Here is a 20,129-nt window from a genome sequence, read left to right as displayed (position 1 = left end):
GGCCGATCGCCGTACCTAGCCCGGAAAGCTTAGAAAAAGCTTTCCGGGATGATGATGACGTCGCCGGGCTGCACGGCGACGTTGGCGTTGGTCTTGCCGCCTTTCAGCAGGCTTTCGATCTTGATCGCATATTCCTTCTGCGTGCCGCTCGCCTTGTCGTAGCGGATGAGGCGGGCGCTGTCGCCGGCGGCATATTCGGTGAGGCCGCCGACCGCGATCATGACGTCGAGCAGCGTCATGTTGGAGCGGAACGGGATCGCCTGCGGGCGCGCCGCCTCGCCGACGACGCGAACCTGCTGCGAAAGCGGTCCGTTGAAGTTGTTCACGATCACCGAGACGATCGGTTCCTGGATGTAGGTCCCGAGCTTCTGCTCGATCTCGCGGGCGAGCGCGGAGGGCGTCTTGCCCGTCGCCACCATGTCCTCGATCAGCGGCGTCGTGAAGCGGCCGTCCGGGCGCACCGTCACCGAGGTCGACAGCTCCGGGTTGCGCCACACGAAGATGCTGAGGGAATCGAGCGGGCCGACCACGTATTCTGCACCGGGGCCGTCATCCGAAGCCTGGAATTGCGCGGGCGGCAGCGTCGGCAGCCCGCTGTTCGAGGCGCAGGCCGAAAGCGCCAGGGCCGCCGCGAGAGCCGGAACGACCGCATTCAAAGATTTCGCCATCTGAGTTGAGTCCCCTCTTCAAACGCTCCCGCGTTCGCGGGAGACAAAATCAGGCCGACACACACTATGTATGCCGGCTGGCCGCCTTTCCGCCCCTGAACCCGATACCGCCCAAAAGTTACGGCATCGTTCGTATCCCGTCTCATCCAATAGCAAATTTTGCAATTTACGCAAGCATTTCGGCGGGCGGTTCGTGGCTCAGGAAGGCTGTCGGGCTGGCTGTGAGGCCATAGGCGCCCGCCATGAAAACCGCAATGATGTCACCGACTTCGGTGGCCGGCAGCATCACCTTGTCGCCGAGCTTGTCGAGCGGCGTGCAGAGGCAGCCGACCACGTTCAGGCTCTCCGCGTCCGGCGCGCCGAAACGGCTAGCGTTTGCAAGGGGATAGTTGCGCCGGACGACCGTGCCGAAGTTGCCGCTTGCCGCCAGCTGATGATGCAGGCCGCCGTCGGTAATTATGAAAACTTCGTCCTCGCTCATCTTCCGGTCGACCGCGCGGGTCAGATAGACGCCGCTTTCGCCGACGAGATAGCGCCCGAGCTCGAGGACGAACCGCGTGTCGGCGAGGATGGGATCGCGCCCTGCGAGTGCCTTGCCGAGCGCATGGCCCACCGCGGCGAGGTCGAGCGGCTTGTCGCCCGGGAAATACGGCAGGCCGAAGCCGCCGCCGAGATTGACGAGCGGCGGCGGGACGGCGGCGTGCTCGGCGAGGTCCGCCACCAGGTCGAGCGTCTTCTTCTGCGCGTCGATGATCGCTTCCGCCGAGAGGTTCTGCGAACCGGCGAAGACATGAAACCCTCGGAAATCCGCGCCTGCCGTCTCGATCTCCGCGAGCAGCGCGGGCACCTTGTCGGCATCGACGCCGAACGGCTTGGCGCCGCCGCCCATCCGCATCCCCGAGGCCTTGAGGTCGAACGGCGGATTGACGCGCACGGCGGCGCGCACCGGTTTCCCGAGCCGGTCGCCGATCGCGGCGGCGCGCGCGAACTCCCGCGCGGATTCGATGTTGAGCGTCACCCCCGCGCCGATCGCCAGCTCCAGCTCGAAATCGCGCTTGCCCGGCCCCGCGAAGCTGATGTGCGCCGGATCGGCGCCTGCCGCGAGCGCGACCCGCAGCTCGCCCGCCGAGGCGACGTCGAGCCCGTCCACCTGCCCCGCCATCCACGCGACGAGCGGGGGCATCGGGTTCGCCTTCATGGCGTAGTGGATGCCGACCTCCGCCGGCAGCGCCGCGCGCAGGTCGGCGATTTTCGCCGCAATGATGGCACGATCATAGACGAACAGCGGCGTCTGCCCGCCCGCCGCCGCGATCCATTCGGCCGCCGTGCGGCCCGCGATGGCGAGCTCTCCGTCCATTTCTAGGAACAGCGGGTGGATGCGGTGATCGCGGCTCACTGGACATGCCTCGCGCGCAGCACGGCGCGGTCGATCTTGCCGTTCGGATTGCGCGGCAGCTCGGTTTCCCAGATGAAATGGCGCGGCACCATGTAGGCAGGCACTAGTCCGGCAAGCTCCCGCCGCGCAAGCGCCTCCGCGTCGTCCCCTGAAAGACCGGCGGCCGGCACGCCGACCGCGATGATCGCCTGCCCCAGCCGCTCGTCCGCCACGCCGAACACCGCCACCACGCTGACGGCGCCGGTCGCGAAGATCGCCTCCTCGACCTCGGTGGGGCTCACGCGGTTGCCCGAGACCTTCATCATCTCGTCGTCGCGGCCCACGAAATAGAGCAGGCCCTCATCGTCCTGCATCACCGTGTCGCCCGACCACACGGCCATGCCCGAATGCCGGAAGAACGCGGGCGCCGGACGAAACCGCATGGCGGTACGCTCGGCATCGTTCCAGTAGCCCTTGGCGACGAGCGGCCCGGCGTGAACAAGCTCGCCCGGCTCCCCCGCCGCCGCCGGCGTCCCGTCGGCGCGCAGCACGTGAAGCTCCGCGCGCGGGATCGCCCGCCCGATCGAGTCGGGGTGCGTGTCGACAAGCGCGGGGTCGAGATAGGTCGACCGGAACGCCTCGGTGAGGCCGTACATCAGGTAGATCTTCGTGCCGGGCAGCAACTCGCGCAGGCGCTTCGTCAGCGCTGCTGGCATCCGTCCCCCGGAGTTGGTGATGTAGCGCAGGCCGCGTGCCTCGGGGGGCCAGTCCACCTCGGCAAGCTGCATCCACAGCGGCGGCACACCCGCGAGCCCGGTCGCCTTGTGGCGTGCCACGGCCTTCACGACGTCGCGCGGCAGCAGGTAATCGAGCAGGATCGCCGTGCCACCCTGCTTCAGCGCCGTCAGCACCTGGTTGAGGCCGTAGTCGAACGCGAGCGGCAGCACGCAGAGGATGCGATCCTCGCCGCTGATGCCGAGATATTCGGAAACGCTTTCCGCGCCGAGCACAAGGTTGGCGTGGGAGAGCATCACGCCCTTGGGACGCCCGGTGCTGCCGGACGTGTAGAGAATCGCCGCGAGGTCGTCGGGCGCGCGGTCCACGGCCACGGGCGTGCCCTTCATCAGCACGCCCCAGTCCTTTTCCGCGCGCAGGACGCGGCAGGTGCGCGGCGTGTTGCGGAGCGTTTCGGAGCGCGCATTGTTGGTCAGCAGCACCGTCGCGCCGCTGTCGGCGACGATGTGCTCGACCTGCGGCGCCTTCAGCACCGGGTTCACCGGAATCGCAACCGCGCCCGCGCGCATCGCGCCGAGCAGCGCCGCGATGTTGCCCGTGGTCTTGCTGAGCCACACCGCGACCCGGTCGCCGGGCCGGACGCCGAGCGCGGCGAGGCCGCTCGCCATCTGGCCGACGAGCGCCTCGAGCTCGGCATAGGTCGTGGTGTGTGCGCCCTCGATGAGCGCTGCGCGCGCGCCGTCGTGCCCGAGATGAAGCGCATCCACCCGCATCGTTCAGCAGCCCCTCAGGTCGCAGACCGCAGGCGCCCCAGCCCCCACGCGCACCGCCGCGGGGCTCGCGCGCGCCGCGATCTGCCACGCGCCGAGGCGCATGGCCGCGAGCGTGCCGAGCGTCTTGCCGCCCATCCGCTCGTGCGGCCGCAGCGAGCCCGTATTGTAGTCGGCGATGCGGCTCAGCGAGCGCTTCAGCCCCCGCTCCGCCAGCCACACGCCCGTCCCTGCCCACAGCGCCGCGAACGCGCGGCCGAGACGCCGGTCCTCGCGAATCCACAGGCCCGTGTCCCATGCCGCGTCGTCGGGGAGCAGAAACCGCACGTCCACCTCGTCCTCGTCGTATTGATCCCGCGCCAGCCAGTTGACGCCGACCAGCACCTCGCCGTCGAACGCGCCGAGGCAGGTGAGCCCGCGTGCGAACCGGTCCGCCTGCACGTCTAGGGGCGCATCAATGACCAAAGTCTTGAGCGCGTCCGCCGAAAGTTCGCGCACGACATGGCCGCGCGGCATCTTCGGCATACCGGAGAGCGGCACGGCGATAAGGACATAGCGATGCCACGAAACGCCCGGAACCCGCGCCGCCGCACGCCCGAGCGCGTAGGACAGGCTCGTCAGCGGCCCCAATGTTCTGAGCGTATCCGAAAACGCCATCTCGCCCCCGATTCCGGCCGCATTTACCGCGGCAAGTCGGCGCAGTATATCGACTCATGCGTCGGGCACGACGAAACTGCCAGGGGGAACAGCATCATGCGCCGGTCGCTTGCAAGCTTCGTCGTTGTTGCTTCGGCCCTCGGCCTTCAAGCCGAATCCGCGCAGGCGCAGCAGGATTGCCGCATGGTCGGCAAGTCCACCGAGGAGCGCAAGGCCATCGCGAAGGCCTGCGGCACGACTGCCCCGGGCGAGAAATCGTCCGCTGCGCAAGGACCGCGCTCGAAGCGCGAGTATGTCCAGCAGCAGCAGGCATCTGCCTCCGCGCCCCGGAGTGCTGCGACGACCGCCGATTACCTGCTGGCGCTGGACGCGCTCGGCATCCGCCCCGGCATGACGCTCCGGCAGGCGCAGGCGGAAGCCGTGAAGCGGGGCGCGGCGCTGCGGGCCGCGGACCACTCCAACCTCGCCGCCACGGCAAGGCCCGCGCCGGAAAATCCATACAACGCGCAGGACATCGGCCGCGCCTTCACCTACAATGCCGAGGCCGGAGCCGGCTATCGAGGCCACACCCGCACCCTCAATCCCGATGGATCGAACGGGCGCGCGCTGCCGGGCATCACCGTAGTCTCGGTGTTCCCGGTCGAACCGCTCGGCGGCCACTACGATCCCGACAATCTGATCGTCTACGACGTCGCCACACGGGTGCAGTTCGTCGGACCGGCCGGCCAGAAGGGCGTGATGAGCGAGGCGCAGTTCCTCGCAGACGGCGGCAACCGCATCGGCCGCCCCCTGCACACCGCGCGCACCGGCAACCGCTCCGCGTGCGGCTTCGCCGTGCAGGACTACGTGATTCGCGTCGTCGCGATGGCGGGCGCCCTGCAACCGAAACCGCAGCCGCACCTCGCGGCGTGGAAGCAGTGCGGGTCCTTCACGATGGTGGAGCCCAGCCTGAACGGGGACCACGTTTACGGATACGGCGTTCACCACGTCGACGCCGCGCTTGCCGAACGCGCGTTCAATGCCTTCCGGATCTACGGCGCGCAGGAACGCAATGCCATTCTCGCCAGGTAACCGACGAACACGGACGACAGGCGCATGATCATCGCCGTCGCCCACGAACCGGGCGCCGAAGGCGGGCTGCGCATTCCGCCGCAGATCGTCTGCCCGCTGTTCGCCCCGAAAAACGGAGACGAGAAATGAAATCCCGCTGGCGCATCCCCGCCCTGATCCTCTGCCTGTCGGTCGCGACAGGCCTCGCCCCGCACAGGCGCAAGACGCAGCGGATACGCAGCAGACCTCGCTCCGCTATCTCGACGTCACGGCGCGGAACGACGGCTGGATACTCTCCCAGAATTTGGCGATCATCGGCTCGCGCGATCACAGGATCGTGCTCATATCCTATGCCGACCCGCAAACGACGCGCGCCATCTACGATCTTGCCGTTTCCTATACGAAGCCGCCGCACAACCTGCCGATCTTCGGCGTGAGCCGGGCGCCCCAACACCCGACCGAGCCGAACGCGAACGGCTTCGACATCTATATAAACGGGGTTCCGCTCGACGCGGTCCCGAACCCGGAGCCGCGCGTTTCGAACGTGCAGCACCTGTCACAGCTCCTGAAATTCGTCGCGGAAGACTACCGGACCGGCAAGCTGGGCGGGGAGCACTAGAGGCGATCCTTCCGTACATTTACGTCCCGGCGCACGACCAGTATATCGCCGGCCGGAAACAACGATACGAACAGGGGGCACATGAACGCCGACACCGCTTCCCACGCCGACCAGATGCGGCGCATTCTCGTCGAGGTGCTGGGCGTGCCCGCTGCGACGGCCACCGCGCTCGACGCCGCCTCGCCGCTGTTCGGCGCGCTGCCCGAGATCGATTCGATGGCGGTCGCCGGCCTTCTCACCGAGATCGAGGACCGCTTCGGCATCGTGATCGACGACGACGAGATCGACGCGGAACTCTTCGCGACCTTCGGCAATCTCGTCGGCTTCGTCGAGCGGAAGGCCGCCGCCTAGGTGGAGCCGTTCCGGTTCTCGCTGCTGGGCGCCGGGCCGTTCGACCTGCCGACCGTGCTGCGCGGCCCCGAAACCGGGCCGTGCGTCCTTATCGTCCCGCCGCTGTTCGAGGAGATGAACCGCACCCGGCGGCTTCTCGCGGACATCGGCCGCGCGCTTGCGGAGCGCGGCATCGGCAGCGCGCTTCCGGACCTCCCCGGCACGGGCGACGCACCCGGCGAACCCGACGTCGACCTCTGGCGTTCTGCCGTCACCGCCGCAATCGCGGCGCTGTCGGCGCGGCCGCTCCGGATCGTCGCCGTGCGCGGCGGTGCGCTGCTGACGGACGGCGAAGGCAGCCGCTGTCTCTATCGCATCGCCCCCGTCTCGTCCGGGGCCGCGCTTCTGCGCGAGATGATGCGCGCGCAGGCGGTCACGGATCAGGAGCGCACCGGCGCACGCTCCGGCCCTGCCGCCTATGAAGCCCGGCTGGCGCACGGCGAATCCGTCACGCTGACGGGGTACGCCGTCACCCCGCCGCTCGCCTCGGCGCTCGGCGCGCTGGCGCTTCCCGTCGCCGCCGTGCCGGCCCGCACCGCCGCGATCGAGGGACCGCCCGTCTGGCGGCAGGCCGAACCCGCGCCCGCGCCGGAGTATGCAGCCGCGCTCGCGGCCGACATCGCCGGATGGATGCAATGATGCGGCCGCTCGTCATCCGCTGCGAGAGCACCGCACTCGCCGCCGCGCTGCATCCCGCGCGCGGCGCGCATGGCACGCTCATCGTCTCGGGCGGCGTGCAGACGCGCGCCGGGCCGCACCGGCTGTTCACGCGGCTTGCCGAGGCACTCGCCGCGCGTGGTATGCCGACGCTCCGCTTCGACCGGCGCGGCGTCGGCGACAGCGAAGGGGGGGATGCAGGCTTCCTCGGCAGCGAAGCCGACATCGCGGCAGCCGCCGCCGCGCTTCGCCGGGAAGGCGGCGCCGACGGCACGACTGGTATCGGACTCTGCGACGGCGCCGCGGCGCTCGCCCTGTTCGGCGCCGGGGCCGGGATCGACCGTCTCGTCCTCATCAATCCGTGGAGCTTCGACGGCGCCGTCGCCGAAATGCCCGCCGCCGCGCAGCGCGAACGCACGGCGCGGCGTCTCAGAAGCCCCGGCGCGTGGCTGCGCGTCCTCACCGGGCAGGTCGACATCGTGGGCGCGCTGCGTTCGGTCTTCGCCCGGCCCGAACCGGCGACCGAACAGAAGCTCGCCGCGCGCCTCGTCGCCGCGCTCAACGCGTTTCAGGGTCCGGTCTTCGTCGTCCTCTCCCGAAGCGACGCCACCGCCCGGGCCTTCGGCGAACTGCTGCCGCACCTCGGCGCGCATGTCCGCACGCGATGGATCGAAAACGCCGACCATACCTTCACGCGGCCGGAGGCGCAGGAGGCGCTGCTCGCCGCGATCGGCGATTTCCTGAAAGACTGAACCAGCTTTGGCTGGACGAATGCTCGCCGTTCAGTCCTCCACCCCGGCACGGACCTGATCCACGACCCCGTTCACGGCGTTGATGACGGAATCCGGGCGATCCATCTGGACATAGTGCCCGGCGTCCGGAAGGATTTCGTGCCTCGACTGCGTCGACCAGCGCGCCTCGTCGCGGTGGAGATCGAGCCATCGTGCCAGTTGGGCGCGGCCCTCCGCCTCGCTGAGGCCCTGCGCCGCCAGCACCGCCTTCGGATACGGTTTCGCGCCGGACAGGACGACCAGCGGCCGATCGCTGAGGGTTCTGAACGTGCCCGCCTGACGAAGCGTGATTTCCAGCGATTCCAGCTCGTCGATCATGCGGGGCAGGCTGGTCGGCGTGTAGGCATTGCGCGCGGGCGTGACCGCGCTGTCCTCCTCCGGCGACAACGCGCCCGACAGGACGCGCGGCAGCCCCGCCCAGGCAAGCGCGCTCAGCGCGCGGACGGCGACGGGCAGTTCGACCTTCATCTTCTCCTTGCCGGGCGGGACCAGCTTCTCGAGCTGATCGGGATGGGAAGCATCCACGAAGACCAGCCCCTTCACCGCCCCGCCGAACTGGCGCGTGTAGTTCATGATGTAGGGCCCGCCCAGCGAATGGCCGACGAGAACGAGCGGGCCGTCGATGTCCGCAGCCGTCAGGGCCGCGTGAAGATCGCGGGCGACATGATCGCCGTCCCGCACGCCGTTCGACGGGTCGCTCCACATGATCCCGGCGCGATCATACGCGCATGTCCGCGTCTTTTTCGCGAGCGCATCGTGGACCTTGTACCACGCCAGCGATCCGTTCACGTCGAGCCCCGATTCCAGGATCACCACCGGGGCGCCGCTCCCCCGGCAATCGAGATGGATCCTGCGCCCCCCGATATCGACAAGCCTGCCGGGCGGCGGATAGGCCGAGGCGGCGCTGCGACGCGCGAAAAACTCGTACACGGCGCCAGCGAGCACCAGCAGCAGGAGCACGCCGGCGAGGCCGACGGCGACACGGCGAACCCACAACCAGACTTTCGAGCCGACAGGCGCGACAGCTTCGGATGCCATGAATTTTCTTTCCAAGACAAATTTTTCCGTCAGCGCAACTTGGCAGCACGAATATCGATCCGCAACATCTTGCGATGCCCCGATACGTCGGACACGCTTCGGCTGGCGGACAATCTGAACGAGAATTCTTTTTGGATTGGTAGCGGAGGAGGGACTTGAACCCCCGACACGCGGATTATGATTCCGCTGCTCTAACCAGCTGAGCTACTCCGCCCCGTAGACCTGTACGGCCCGAAAGCGGGGGTCATATAGGCGTGGGTGCCGCCCCGGTCAATCGTCCGCGCAGCATGGTTGCGCTCGCTTCACGGGCTGGCTAAGCCGTGCGCCATCGTGGCGGCGGACTGAGGGGAGAGATCGGCCGATGACATGGCGTTCGTTCGTGCTCGCTGCCACGCTCACGGCCGGTTTCCTTTCAAACGAGGCTCATGCGATGCAGGACTGGACGCTTCTCATCCACGGCGGCGCCGGCGTGATGGAGCGCTGCAGGATGACACCCGGGCGGGATGCCGCGCAGCGGGCCGGGCTTTCCGCGGCGCTGGGCGCGGGCAAGGCCGTGCTCGCCGCGGGCGGCAGCGCGCTCGATGCCGTGGAAGCCGCCGTGAAGGTTCTGGAAGACGACCCCGGCTTCAACGCGGGCCGCGGCGCCGTTTTCACCTATGAAGGCGTCAACGAGCTTGACGCCGCCGTCATGGACGGGCGGAACCGTGCAGCGGGCGCGGTCGCGGGCCTCACCCGCACGCGCAACCCGATCACCGCCGCGCGCGCCGTGATGGAAAAGAGCCCGCACGTCATGCTGCAAGGCCCCGGCGCGGACCGCTTCGCGCGCGAACGCGGCCTCGATCAGGTCGACCCGTCGTATTTCCGCACCGAGGAGCGCTGGCAGCAACTCCGGCAGATGAAGGAGAACACGAAGACCGGCGCGGCGTTCGATGCTGAGGTGAAATACGGCACCGTGGGCGCGGTCGCGAAGGACGTTCACGGCAACCTCGCCGCCGCCACCTCCACGGGCGGTCTCACCGGCAAGCGCTGGGGGCGCGTCGGCGATTCGCCGGTGCTCGGCGCGGGCACCTATGCGGACAACCGCGGCTGCGCCGTCTCGGCGACGGGCTCCGGCGAATATTACATCCGTGTTGGTGTGGCGCACGAGATCTGCGCGCGGATGCGCTTCGGCAAGGAAGACGTGCAGACCGCCGCCGACGCGGTGCAGGCCGAGGTGAAGGCGCTCGGCGGCGCGGGCGGCGTCATCGCCGTCGCACCGGACGGCACGTCGGCCTTTTCCTTCAACACGCCCGGCATGTATCGCGGGCGGGCCACGTCGGGCGGCGAATTCGCCGTTCAAATCTATGGGGATGAAGAGTGAGCACAAGCGACGTTCTGATCGTGGGCGCGGGCCAGGCCGCCGCCCAGGCCGCCATCAGCCTGCGGATGGCGAATTTTGCGGGCAGCATCACGATGGTCGGCGCCGAGGCGCTCCCCCCCTATGAGCGGCCGCCGCTCTCCAAGGACTATCTTGCCGGGGAGAAGGAAGCCGCCCGGCTGCTGCTCCGGCCTGAGACCTTTTGGGCCGACAAGAATGTGACGCTGCATCTCGGCACGCGCGTCGTCGCGGTGAACCCCGAGGCCCGCACGGCGACCACCGACGCGGGCGAGCATCTCGGCTACGGCGACCTCATCTGGGCGGCGGGCGGCAGCCCGCGCCCCCTGCCCTTGCCCGGCGCCGACAGCCACAACGTCCACATGATCCGCACCATCGCCGATGTCGACGCGCTGCGCGCCGATCTCGAAGGCAGAGGCCCGGTCGTCATCGTCGGTGGCGGCTACATCGGCCTTGAGGCGGCGGCCGTGCTCATCAAGCTCGGCCACAAGGTCACGCTGCTCGAAGCGCTGCCGCGCGTGCTCGCGCGCGTCGCCGGGGAAGCCGTGTCGCGCTTCTATGAGGAGGAGCACCGCGCGCACGGCGTCGACCTGCGCCTCTCCGCCGCCGTCGAGGCGCTGGAAACCGAGGGCGGACGCGTCACGGCGGTACGCCTCGCCGGCGGCGAGCGCCTGCCCGCCGCCGCGGTGATCGTCGGCATCGGCCTCGTGCCTTCCGTCGAGCCGCTGATCGCGGCGGGTGCGAGCGGCGGCAACGGCGTCGATGTTGACGCCTTCTGCCGCACCACCCTGCCCCACATCTACGCCATCGGCGACTGCGCCTGCCACGAGAACCGCTTCGCGGGCGGCGCGAAAATCCGCCTCGAATCGGTGCAGAACGCCGTGGATCAGGCGAAGACCGCCGTCGCCTCCATTCTCGGCGATCCGCAGCCCTACACGGCGACGCCGTGGTTCTGGTCCAACCAGTACGATCTCCGCCTCCAGACCGTGGGCCTCTCCACGGGCCACGACGCGACCGCGCTGCGCGGCGATCCGGGCGCGCGCAGCTTCAGCCTTATCTATTTGAAGGGTGGCCGGGTCATCGCGCTCGATTGCATCAATGCGGCGAAGGATTTCATTCAGGGCCGCGCGCTCGTCGAGAAAGCGGCCGTCATCGACCCTGCCCGGCTGGCCGACGCCGGCACGCCGCTGAAGGAACTCCTCGCCTCGTCTTGAGGGCCACGTCGTAAGGGGGAGTCTCGCCTTGACCATGCCGGCGCTTTTCCACGGGCGGCTCTCGATCCCGGTGATCGGATCGCCGCTGTTCATCATCTCGAACCCCGATCTCGTCATCGCGCAGTGCCGCGCAGGCGTCGTCGGCAGCTTCCCGTCGCTGAACGCCCGGCCGCTGCCGCAGTTCGAGGAATGGCTGCAACGCCTGACAACCGAGCTGACGGACAAGGACGCGCCCTACGCGGTCAACCTCATCGTCCACAAGTCGAACGACCGGCTGATGGACGATCTCGCGCTCTGCGTGAAATACAAGGTGCCGCTCGTCATCACCTCGCTCGGCGCGCGGGAGGACGTGAACGCCGCGATCCACAGCTACGGCGGCCTCGTCTTCCACGACGTCATCACCAACGCCTTCGCGCGCAAAGCCGTCGAAAAGGGCGCTGACGGCCTGATTCCCGTCGCCGCGGGCGCCGGCGGCCATGCCGGCACGCTCTCCCCCTTCGCGCTCGTTCAGGAAATCCGCGAATGGTTCGACGGGCCGATCGCCCTCTCCGGTGCCATCGCCACGGGCAATGCCGTCCTCGCCGCGCAGGCGATGGGCGCGGATTTCGGCTATATCGGCTCCGCCTTCATCGCCACCACGGAAGCGCGCGCCGACGAGCGCTACAAGCAGATGATCGTGGAAAGCCACGCGTCAGACATCGTCTACACCAACCTCTTCACCGGCGTGCACGGCAACTACCTCGCCCCGTCCATCGTGAAGGCGGGCCTCGATCCCGCGAACCTGCCGACCAGCGACCCTTCGAAGATGGACTTCGGCAGCGGCGGCAACACCGGGGCCAAGGCGTGGAAGGACATCTGGGGCTGCGGCCAGGGCATCGGCGCAGTGCAGACCGTGGTGCCCGCCGCCGAGCTCGTCGCGCGCCTGAAACGCGAATACGACGCCGCCAGGGCGAAACTCTGCGCCGCCTGAGCCGTTCTTTTTTGACGAGGCTCAAGAAACGGCCCCGCATCTGTGGCATGGTCGCGGGCAAGGCATGGCGACTCGAGACAAAGGATCGGAAACGCGCGATGGAACTGACGATTTCGCTCGAAGAGGTGTGCCGCATCGTGCTGAGGGCGCGCGAGTACGACGCGCAGGTCCCCGCCGTCGACCCCGACGACAGCTCCAACATGGCCGACGACAATGCCGTGGACGTCCTCGAGGATTCCTCGAACACCTCCGTCGAGGAAGAGCTTCGCAGCATGATCGAGGACCTGAACGACGACGAGCAGACCGAGCTCTACACGCTGATGCTGGTGGGCGCGGGCGATTATGACGCCGCGGAATGGGATGAAGCCCTCGCCACCGTCACCGAGGAGATTTCAGACATCCCCGAGGCCCTGATGCGCACCCCCATGCTGGCGTCCCTGCTGGAGACCGGCCTTGCGGCGTTCGGTCTGGATTGCGACGGGGTTGGGCAGCAGAGCTAGCAGTCCGCCCGTCCTAGCACTACTTTGGCAGATTCTGTCTTGTAGGGGGTCGAAGGTTGTATCCGCAGTTGGGGCAATGGCTCGGCGGAGGTCGTGAGAGGTGATCAAGGATGGCTTGCCTGACTGCTGGCAAGCTGGGCTGTGGCGGCGGGCCGCCGATTCTTTTTTTCCCGCCCCGCTGCTGCGAGGCGGCGGGATTGGAGGAAGGCATAGGCGATCATTGTCATGAGCGCGTGTCGGTGCAAGCCAGTCCATGATCGACCTTCGAAGTGGTCGAGCCCCAGCTCTTCCTTGAGTTGCTGATGGGCCTGTTCGCAGATCCAGCGGGCCTTGATGGCACCGGCCAACTTCTTGATCGGCGTATCGGCAGGAAGGTTCGAGAGATAATATTTGCGTTCTTCATTCGAGCGATGCTCGCCCACCAGCCAAGCCTCTTCGCCGGGCATATGCTGCGATCCCATACTGCCGATACGTTGCGGCGCCCCGTCAGCGATTCGCACCCGCATCGCCGCAAAGCGGGCGGAGAGACGTCGCTTCGTGCCACGCCGCCAACTGACCTGCCGCCATCTGGCACCTTCCAATATTAGATGGGCAGCGATCGACTTGCAGTCGGGAACGTGGCGTTGACGCGGCCGCCCGCGGCCAGCGACAGGGAAGACCAGTTCCACATCGGCAGGATAAACTTTCTGGTGCTTGGGAATGCCCACCGCCCAGCACAGTTCCCGCGTACTCAAGGCCTGTCGGAATGACGCTGAAAGCCCATAGCCGGCATCGGCAAGCACGCAGCCAAATCGCACACCGGCCGCGATGATCCGGTCGATCTCCTCGATCGCGATTTCCGGTTTGGTCCTGGGCTGGCGATACCCTTGCGGTACGCCGGCCTTCGCCATCCGCGCGTCGTCACCCATCCAGCTCTCGGGTAGAAAGAGGCGCAAGCTCAGCATGACAGGCACTTCACCGTTCGCGAGAGTCGTGGAAACCAGTGTCTGACAGTTGGCTCTCTTGCCCAGCGCCGATGCATATTGGGGAGCAACGCCGACCGAACTCATGCCCTTCTTCGGCAAGGCTGTATCGTCGATGATCAGCCAAGCATCCTCACCGCCGACCAGTCCCTCGGCATGCTGCCACAGCGCTGCCTCAAGCGGCTTGCTGTCCCACAGTCCGGCACCAATGAAATGATGCAGCCGGTCGTAGCTGATCGCATCGTCGCGCGCCGCCATCGGCTGGATGCTCTTGCGATCGCCCGGACCGATCAATCCGGCGATATAAGCGGGGCACATCCGACGCCGCGCCTTGTGCCCCAGCCCGTTGAGAAACGGCTCAAGCCAGCGCTCGAGGTCGCCCATCCAATCCGCGTCCATCGCCAGCCTCCCAAAAGCTGGCTCCCTATGAACCACCGAAACCCCGACAAGGGAATCCCAAAAATCAACATTCTACCAAAGTAGCGCTAGGCTGCATTGTCCGAGTTGAGCGAAGCGCTTTCCGCTCCGGGCGTTTCCGCCGCAGGAGGAAAAACCACAAAGCGTTGCAGCAGGAATGCAAGGCCGATCGTCGGCGGTGCGGCGACAATGCCGGCGATATAGGGGTTGAAACCCACGCCGATCAGGACGTTCAACAGGCCGATATTCAGGAAATAGAGCCCGCCCCAAACCATCAGGAAGCGGGAAAAGCGCCCCCGCAACCGCGACACGAAAACATACCGTCCAAGTGTCACGAAACTCAGAAAAATGCCGCCGAGAAGAGACCCGAGGCTGGCCAGCGGATAAGCGACGCCAGCGTACAGGAGCGCACAATAAAAGGCATAGCTGGCCGCCGTATTGAACAGACCGACGACAAGGTAGCGGCCAAGCAATGCAGGAGAAAAAGCGCTCAAACCGAACACCGGTCGGGCCCCTTTGCATGGTCCTCGCCAAACCGCGTGACCATCCGCTCGTAAAGGCCGAAAAGCTGCCGTTGCCGACCGACCGACCATGTCGTCAGTTTCAGACGAATGCGTTCGCTGCCGGAAAGCTGTACGCCGTGCTTCTCGGCAAGCCGTGAAAACTCGTCTGCCGCCGAGGCAAGCAGCGACCATGTGCTGTTGCCGCCGCTGTAGCGGTTGGCGATCAGAACCTCGGGAATATGCCAACAGGGGCGTGCTTTTGACAGCGTCCAAGACAGGTCGACATCCACCACATAGCGGAACTGCGGATCGTATCGGTTCTCCCCGAGCGCATCTGTACGAACCAGCAGCGGAATGCCGAACATGTTGCGCGCCGTTGCAAGACACTGCCGCCCTATGTCGTCGGCGTTCATTTCCCCGCTACGTCCGAAACGCCGATGGGCGAGCGCCCTGCCGCGTTCGCTGACATAGGCCAGATCACAGTAGACGGCCGAGACATGCGCCTGCGAGTCCAGAACGGTCTGCGCCCGCTCAAGCGCTTGCGGCGATGCAAGGAAGTCGTCGTGGCACAGCAACATGTAACTTTCGGTGCGAACCCGGTCCAGGAGACAATCGAAATGCGCCTGCATTGGGATTGTCTGCGCCTGCGTCACGATCTCCATCGGAATGCGATCGGCCCAGCGCCTCAGGATGTCAGCCGTTTGATCCGTGGACGCGTTGTCACTTGCAAGTACGACATAGTCGGAAAAGGTCTGTGCCGCGATCGACACGAGCGCTTCCTCCACGAAGGCGGCGCCGTTGTAAACCGGCAGACAGATCGAAACACGCGGCACGCGAGATTCCTTTTAGCGGACTCTCTTCAGGAAGCCATCGGGCGCGACGGTCACCTGAAGCTTCTGGTGTATGGACTGGTCGATCTCGAAGCGGTCGTCCTGCGCCAGGAAAGCGTGAACCGCGGTCTTGGGATTGTTGCCTTTCCCCCACGGGCGATCACCGATCGCCGTCTCGCTGATATCTTCCACCAGCGTGTCGAAGACCACCACATAGCTCCCCACGCTGGCCAGTCCGGCATAGGCGTGCAGTTCCGCGAGCACGTGATCATGCGTGTGGTTGGAATCGAGGCAGACGAGAACGCGCCTCCGACTCTGGGCCTTCGCCTGTATCTGGGTAATCACCTCCGGCGCTATGCTCGATCCCTCGATCATCTCGATCCTGCGGGACATCGGATGCCCGGCAATCGCCTGCCGGTTTGCGGTGCGAATGTCGATATCGACCGCAACCACGGATCCTTCGCCGTGCCCGCAGCTTGCAAGCAACTCCAGCATGGACGCATAGAAGATCACGGAGCCACCCCGCGCGATGCCGGTCTCGATGATCAGGTCCGGCTTCACGGACCAGATGATCTCCTGCATTGCGACAATATCCTGCGGATATTGTATGATCGGCAATCCGAGCCAATCGAAATGGTAGGAGTAACGCTGCTCCTGGGCGCGCGAGAGCCATGCCCCGGAAATCGCCGCGAACGCACCGTCCTCTGCAATGGCGCGAATGCCCTCGCGCCGCTCTTCCTCAAATGCCGTGTCGATTGTCATTGAGATCCTGCCTGTTCCCTATCGCCCGCCTGCGAATGCAAGGGGCCTTCGTTCGAAATCCGTTGATAACCAGCGTGCTCCGCCTGATCCCACCAGTGTATGGCCTCTCTCAAGCCATCCGCGAGGAGGATACAAGGAACGAACCCGAGTTCCGTCTTCATGCGATCCACACTGGGCACCTGCACGAGCGGCTCCCCGGCGCGATCCTGCAACGCACCGAGTACGACAAGATCGGGGCGTCCCATCAATGTGCCGATCGTCTGCGCGATTTCAGCGATCGTCGCCGAGACGCCGCTGCCGAGGTTGATGGGTCCTTCGATCGTCGACATCGCCAGCCGCGCCAGCGCCTCGCCAAGGTCGCGAACGTCGATGAAATCCCTGAGCTGGCGCCCACTCGAGCAACGCGCGGGCAGACCGCGGGAGATCGCTTCAATGATGCTCGGCACGAGGCGGCCGGGCTTTTCGCCAATCCCATAGGCGTTGAACAATCGTGCCCAGGCGAATGCCACGCCGTATGCGTCCGCAATCCTGCCAGCTTCCAGATGAAGCGCACGTTTCGCTTGCCCGTATGGGGTCGCGGGATCGACAAGGGCTTCAATCTCGTGGAGCGGTGAAGGTGCCGTCACCGAATACTCGGCGCAGGTTCCGCTGATCACCAGCCGCTGCCCGCCCATGCGGGCAAACGCCTCCACAAGGGAAATACCCGCATCCCGCCAATCGGCATTGTCGGGCGCATCCCAGAAGCGGCCGTGTTCGGTGTTCCACGCAAGATGGACCAGATGCGTTGGCCGTATGTCCTCGATCAGTCGGACACAGCCGTGACGGTCCCTCAGATCGACTTCATGCCAGACGCCCTGCTCATCCCCATGGGGGCGAGACCGGGATACGCAGTGCAGTTCGATCCCTTTCGGCAGGCTGGCCGCGACCTGCCGGCCGATGAAGCCGTTTGCCCCGGTCAGCAACAGACGATGCGCGCGCCCACGGATCACAGTGCACGCTCCATTCTCAGGAGAGGGAGAGTCCTGTCGCGTTCGGAAATCACTACCGGCTCCAGCGGCCATTCAATTCCGATATCGGGATCATCCCACCGGATGCCGCGCTCCACGCCCTGCCGGAACGGCATCGAAAACTGGTAAACCACATCGGACTCGTCTTCGAGCGAAACGAAACCATGCGCGCAACCTCGCGGGATATAGAGCGCTTCGGCGGTTTGCGGTGAAAGCTCGGCACCGATCCAACGGCCGAAAGCGGATGAAGCGGGTCGCAGATCGACGACGACATCGAAGATGCGCCCGCGCGTACACCGGACCAGCTTGGCCTCGCCTTCGGCTTCCGGAATGAAATGAAGGCCCCGCAGCGTCCCGCGAAGGGCATTGTAGGAGACGCCGCCCTGCACATTCGGCAGTTCCAGCCTGTGCGCCCGAAAAACCTCCACGTCGTACCAACGGGTAAAGCTGCCCCTTTCGTCCCGGACGGGTGCCGGGACGATCCGGAAGGCTCCGGGGATGGAGAGGGGCTCAAGGCGCATCAGAATATCGACAGTTCCGGGTTGACCACCACGAAGCGCGCGCCCCATGCCCGCGCATCCTGAAGTTGCTGCGAGATTTCTTCTTTCAGATTCCACGGCAGAATGACGATATAGTCGGGGCGATCCTCGAATATCCGCTCGGGCGCGTGCACGGGAATATTCAATCCCGGCAGGAAATGCCTCTGCTTGTGCGGACTCCGGTCAACCGTATACGCGAGAAGCTCGGGCCCGACGCCGCAGTAGTTCAGCATCGTGTTGCCCTTGGCCGGCGCTCCATAACCTACGACTGTCTTTCCTTCCGTCTTTGCGGCGATCAGGAACGAAACGAAGTCGATCTTGCGGCGCTCCACGGCAGCGGAAAACGCCGTGTAGGGCGCCAGCGTTTCCAGCCCGTCATCCAGCTCGTCCTGCCGAATCTCCTCCAGCGTCTTTGCAAGCGCCGGATCGGTGCGGCCCTGACCTGCATGTCCGGCATAGAGCCGCAGGGATCCTCCATGAGTTGGCAATCGGCGTGCGCCATGAACGACAAGGCCATGCGCCGTCAGTATCCGTTCGACGGCCCCAAGCGAAAGGTAGGAATAGTGCTCGTGATAGATCGTATCGAACTGGCACTCGCGCAGCATGTTCAGCAGATGCGGAAACTCGATGGTCAGGATTCCGCCGGGCTTCAGCAGCAGCGTGAACCCACTGACGAAGTCGTTGATGTCGGGAACGTGCGCCAGAACATTGTTCGCAGCGATGAGATCGGCCTGTACGCCCTTTTCGACAAGCGCAACCGCACAGTCTTTCCCGAAGAACGCGTCGATCGTCTCGATGCCGTGCACCGTCCGCGCGTGTTCGGCGACATTGCCCGAAGGCTCGATCCCCAGCACCGGGATACCGCGCGCCTTGAAATACTGCAGCAGATAACCGTCGTTGCTGGCGACCTCGACAACCTTTGAGTGCGCACCCAGCACAAGATCGCGGGTCATCTCTCCGGCATAGGCCTCGGCGTGCTCCAGCCATGATTGCGAATAGGATGAGAAATACACGTAGTTCGGGTTGAAGTGCGCAGGCGTTTCGACATCGACGATCTGGGCGAGCCAGCACGTGTCGCAAACCATCACCTTCAACGGATAAAAGGTCTGGGGCTCGCGGTCGACGGTGTCGAACGGCCGAAAGGCGTTGGAGATCGGAGAAAGGCCGAGATCAACGACCGTATGAGTGAGCGGTGATCCGCAAAAGCGACAGGCGGAAAGCATCTAGGCAGCTTTCATGAGCGTTGCACACTGGGATTGGGTCAGCGCCCAGACGTCGCCGCGGCTGTAATATGTCTTGTACCATTCGACCGTGCGCGCAACGGCGGCTTCCAGATTCCAGCGCGGAATCCAGCCGAGCCTGCGTCCCGCCTTGGCGCTGTCCAGTGCGAGCAGCCGTTCCTCGAAGATCCGGTTGTTGGGCTCCACCCGCACCTCAGCGCCCTCTCCCCACGCGTCGCCAAGCAACTGGGCGAGCGTGCCGACCGGTCGGCAGTCGTGCACGACAGGCCCGAAATTCCATCCTTCCGAGAAAGCCCCGGGGTCCGCACAGAGATTCTCCGCAAGGTGCAGATAGCCCGGCAGGGGATCGAGAACGTGCTGCCACGGCCGCGTTGAAGCCGGGTTCCTGAGCACCAGAGGCCGGCCCGCCTGAAAGCTGCGCACCGCGTCGGGCACGATCCTGTCCGCCGCCCAGTCGCCGCCGCCGAAGATATTCCCCGCGCGGATCGCCGCAAGGCCCACGCGCCCTTCACCGACTCCGGGCGGAACAAGGTAGCTGTGGCGATACGCGTCGACGACCATCTCGGCCGCAGCCTTGCTGGCGCTATAGGGTTCCCTTCCCCCGAGACGGTCGGTTTCGCAGTAAGGGCGCGTCGTGTTCATGTTCGTGTAGACCTTGTCGGTGGTCACGACGAGAACAGCCTTCACGGAAGGGCAGCGCCGCACGGCTTCAAGCAGGTTCACCGTTCCCATGACATTCGTGGCGAAGGTGAACTCGGGCTCGGAATAGGCGCGCCGTACCAGCGGCTGAGCGGCGAGATGGAAGACGACGCTTGGCGATGCCGCGATGAGCGCGGCTTCGAGCACGCTCGCGTCGCGTACATCCCCGATCACCGATTCCTGCAACCGTGATCCGAGGTCGGTCGCCTCGAAAAAGCCGGGTCCGTCCTGAGGGGCGAGCGCATAGCCGCTGACTTTCGCGCCGAGACCGAGCAGCAGGCTCGCAAGCCATCCCCCCATGAAGCCCGTATGGCCCGTGATGAATGCCTGGCGGCCCTGCCAGAACGCGGCGTTGACCAT

At 66.1% G+C, this 20,129-nt stretch carries 22 protein-coding genes and 1 tRNA gene; 9 read left to right on the top strand and 14 right to left on the bottom strand.

Translation table 11 applies throughout. The features are described from left to right. Window positions 1-29 precede the first annotated feature (29 nt). The 4 genes from PE061_RS15665 to PE061_RS15650 form a co-directional block, all read right to left on the bottom strand. Window positions 30-668: an XrtA/PEP-CTERM system exopolysaccharide export protein gene (locus PE061_RS15665; protein WP_271256167.1), complete on the bottom strand. Its 639-nt coding sequence runs from the start codon at window positions 666-668 to the stop codon at window positions 30-32. Between the two features lie 166 nt (window positions 669-834). Further along, the gene (locus PE061_RS15660; RefSeq protein WP_271259222.1) at window positions 835-2,025 is read right to left on the bottom strand and encodes a pyridoxal-dependent decarboxylase, exosortase A system-associated; all 1,191 of its coding nucleotides are present in this window, start codon (window positions 2,023-2,025) and stop codon (window positions 835-837) included. A gap of 35 nt (window positions 2,026-2,060) precedes the next feature. Next, on the bottom strand, window positions 2,061-3,551 hold the full coding sequence (locus tag PE061_RS15655; protein ID WP_271256166.1) for an acyl-CoA ligase (AMP-forming), exosortase A system-associated: 1,491 nt from the start codon (window positions 3,549-3,551) through the stop codon (window positions 2,061-2,063). A gap of 3 nt (window positions 3,552-3,554) precedes the next feature. Next, entirely contained in the window at window positions 3,555-4,205 is a 651-nt protein-coding gene (locus PE061_RS15650) for a hypothetical protein (RefSeq protein WP_271256165.1), read from the bottom strand. 96 nt (window positions 4,206-4,301) lie between these two features. Between PE061_RS15650 and PE061_RS15645 the strand changes: the two genes are divergently transcribed. The 5 genes from PE061_RS15645 to PE061_RS15625 all read left to right on the top strand — a co-directional run bounded on the left by PE061_RS15645 (window position 4,302) and on the right by PE061_RS15625 (window position 7,673). Beyond that, a complete protein-coding gene (locus PE061_RS15645) occupies window positions 4,302-5,276 on the top strand; it encodes a hypothetical protein (RefSeq protein WP_271256164.1) in 975 nt (324 codons plus the stop codon). A gap of 283 nt (window positions 5,277-5,559) precedes the next feature. After that, window positions 5,560-5,874: a hypothetical protein gene (locus PE061_RS15640; RefSeq protein WP_271256163.1), complete on the top strand. Its 315-nt coding sequence runs from the start codon at window positions 5,560-5,562 to the stop codon at window positions 5,872-5,874. 81 nt (window positions 5,875-5,955) lie between these two features. Beyond that, window positions 5,956-6,225 (top strand): acyl carrier protein, encoded by a 270-nt coding sequence (locus PE061_RS15635; protein WP_420794311.1) that lies wholly within the window; start codon window positions 5,956-5,958, stop codon window positions 6,223-6,225. Then, window positions 6,226-6,903, top strand: coding sequence for a hypothetical protein (locus PE061_RS15630; protein WP_271256162.1), 678 nt, complete (start codon window positions 6,226-6,228; stop codon window positions 6,901-6,903). Beyond that, window positions 6,900-7,673: a hydrolase 1, exosortase A system-associated gene (locus tag PE061_RS15625; RefSeq protein ID WP_271256161.1), complete on the top strand. Its 774-nt coding sequence runs from the start codon at window positions 6,900-6,902 to the stop codon at window positions 7,671-7,673. The genes PE061_RS15630 and PE061_RS15625 overlap by 4 nt, the downstream gene beginning before the upstream one ends. 30 nt (window positions 7,674-7,703) lie before the next feature. Here the strand turns inward: PE061_RS15625 and PE061_RS15620 are convergent, their stop codons facing one another. Together PE061_RS15620 and PE061_RS15615 are read right to left on the bottom strand one after the other, a co-directional pair. Then, complete coding sequence (locus tag PE061_RS15620) at window positions 7,704-8,750, bottom strand: alpha/beta fold hydrolase (protein ID WP_271256160.1); 1,047 nt, start codon at window positions 8,748-8,750, stop codon at window positions 7,704-7,706. Between the two features lie 137 nt (window positions 8,751-8,887). Continuing rightward, window positions 8,888-8,964 (bottom strand) — tRNA-Met (locus tag PE061_RS15615). A gap of 216 nt (window positions 8,965-9,180) precedes the next feature. On the opposite strand from PE061_RS15615, the gene PE061_RS15610 reads away from it, so the two are divergent. The 4 genes from PE061_RS15610 (at window position 9,181) to PE061_RS15595 (ending at window position 12,809) form a co-directional block, all read left to right on the top strand. Continuing rightward, the gene (locus tag PE061_RS15610) at window positions 9,181-10,110 is read left to right on the top strand and encodes an isoaspartyl peptidase/L-asparaginase family protein (protein ID WP_271259220.1); all 930 of its coding nucleotides are present in this window, start codon (window positions 9,181-9,183) and stop codon (window positions 10,108-10,110) included. After that, entirely contained in the window at window positions 10,107-11,339 is a 1,233-nt protein-coding gene (locus tag PE061_RS15605; protein ID WP_271256159.1) for an NAD(P)/FAD-dependent oxidoreductase, read from the top strand. Before PE061_RS15610 ends, PE061_RS15605 begins: the two co-directional genes overlap by 4 nt. 34 nt (window positions 11,340-11,373) lie before the next feature. Further along, window positions 11,374-12,309, top strand: a complete 936-nt coding sequence (locus PE061_RS15600) for an NAD(P)H-dependent flavin oxidoreductase (RefSeq protein WP_420794402.1) — start codon at window positions 11,374-11,376, stop codon at window positions 12,307-12,309. 98 nt (window positions 12,310-12,407) lie between these two features. Further along, complete coding sequence (locus PE061_RS15595; protein ID WP_271256157.1) at window positions 12,408-12,809, top strand: DUF3775 domain-containing protein; 402 nt, start codon at window positions 12,408-12,410, stop codon at window positions 12,807-12,809. Between the two features lie 104 nt (window positions 12,810-12,913). On the opposite strand, the gene PE061_RS15590 is transcribed toward PE061_RS15595, so the two are convergent. The 8 genes from PE061_RS15590 to rfbG all read right to left on the bottom strand — a co-directional run bounded on the left by PE061_RS15590 (window position 12,914) and on the right by rfbG (window position 20,129). After that, window positions 12,914-14,170, bottom strand: coding sequence for an IS701 family transposase (locus tag PE061_RS15590; protein ID WP_271255375.1), 1,257 nt, complete (start codon window positions 14,168-14,170; stop codon window positions 12,914-12,916). 86 nt (window positions 14,171-14,256) lie between these two features. Beyond that, on the bottom strand, window positions 14,257-14,691 hold the full coding sequence (locus tag PE061_RS15585; protein WP_271256156.1) for a GtrA family protein: 435 nt from the start codon (window positions 14,689-14,691) through the stop codon (window positions 14,257-14,259). Next, window positions 14,679-15,524 (bottom strand): glycosyltransferase family 2 protein, encoded by an 846-nt coding sequence (locus tag PE061_RS15580; RefSeq protein WP_271256155.1) that lies wholly within the window; start codon window positions 15,522-15,524, stop codon window positions 14,679-14,681. Before PE061_RS15580 ends, PE061_RS15585 begins: the two co-directional genes overlap by 13 nt. Window positions 15,525-15,536: 12 nt before the next feature. Further along, complete coding sequence (locus tag PE061_RS15575; RefSeq protein ID WP_271256154.1) at window positions 15,537-16,283, bottom strand: cephalosporin hydroxylase family protein; 747 nt, start codon at window positions 16,281-16,283, stop codon at window positions 15,537-15,539. After that, window positions 16,280-17,272, bottom strand: coding sequence for an NAD-dependent epimerase/dehydratase family protein (locus tag PE061_RS15570; protein ID WP_271256153.1), 993 nt, complete (start codon window positions 17,270-17,272; stop codon window positions 16,280-16,282). The genes PE061_RS15575 and PE061_RS15570 overlap by 4 nt, the downstream gene beginning before the upstream one ends. Further along, window positions 17,269-17,859 carry a dTDP-4-dehydrorhamnose 3,5-epimerase gene (rfbC, locus tag PE061_RS15565; RefSeq protein WP_271256152.1) on the bottom strand — a complete coding sequence of 197 codons (591 nt, stop codon included), beginning with the start codon at window positions 17,857-17,859 and terminating at the stop codon, window positions 17,269-17,271. The genes PE061_RS15570 and rfbC overlap by 4 nt, the downstream gene beginning before the upstream one ends. Next, window positions 17,811-19,052 carry a class I SAM-dependent methyltransferase gene (locus PE061_RS15560; protein ID WP_271256151.1) on the bottom strand — a complete coding sequence of 414 codons (1,242 nt, stop codon included), beginning with the start codon at window positions 19,050-19,052 and terminating at the stop codon, window positions 17,811-17,813. The genes rfbC and PE061_RS15560 overlap by 49 nt, the downstream gene beginning before the upstream one ends. Next, a complete protein-coding gene (rfbG, locus tag PE061_RS15555; RefSeq protein WP_271259219.1) occupies window positions 19,053-20,129 on the bottom strand; it encodes a CDP-glucose 4,6-dehydratase in 1,077 nt (358 codons plus the stop codon).

The organism is Sphingosinicella microcystinivorans (assembly GCF_027941835.1).
Classification (GTDB): Bacteria; Pseudomonadota; Alphaproteobacteria; order Sphingomonadales; family Sphingomonadaceae; genus Sphingosinicella.
The sequence above is the reverse complement of the archived record's forward strand: the minus strand, read 5'-3'. Positions and strand labels throughout refer to the sequence as shown.